Annotated in this window: 1 pseudogene; it reads left to right on the plus strand. The window is 73.2% G+C overall.

Annotated features, from left to right (window positions below):
- Positions 1-400: pseudogene (locus G3I71_RS49305) on the plus strand (hypothetical protein); the annotation flags it as partial.

A 400-nucleotide genomic window follows, 5' to 3' on the forward strand; every position in this document is an offset into this window, starting at 1 on the left:
GCTCGCGGGCTGGATGTCGCACGACGTCGGCCTGGAGCCCACCGCCCAGAAGTACTTCGTCATCGCCGCGCACGCGGCGCGCGAGGGCGGCGACCGGCCGCGCGCCGGCGAGGCCCTGTCCCGGGCCGCCCGTCAGATGGTGCACCTGGGCAAGCCCCACGAGGCCCTGGACCTGATGAAGTTGGCGAAGTCCGGCTCCGGCGAGCAGACCCTGCCGCGCACCCGGGCCATGCTGCACACCATCGAGGCCTGGGCGCAGGCGGCCATGGGCAAGGGCCAGGCCATGCGGCGCACGTTGGGCGAGGCCGAGGACCTCTTCGTCTCCGACAAGGGCGACGTTCCGCCGCCCTCCTGGATGCAGCACTTCGACGAGGCGGACCTGCACGGCATGCAGGCCCTG

The organism is Streptomyces sp. SID12501 (assembly GCF_010550245.1).
Taxonomy (GTDB): domain Bacteria; phylum Actinomycetota; class Actinomycetes; order Streptomycetales; family Streptomycetaceae; genus Streptomyces.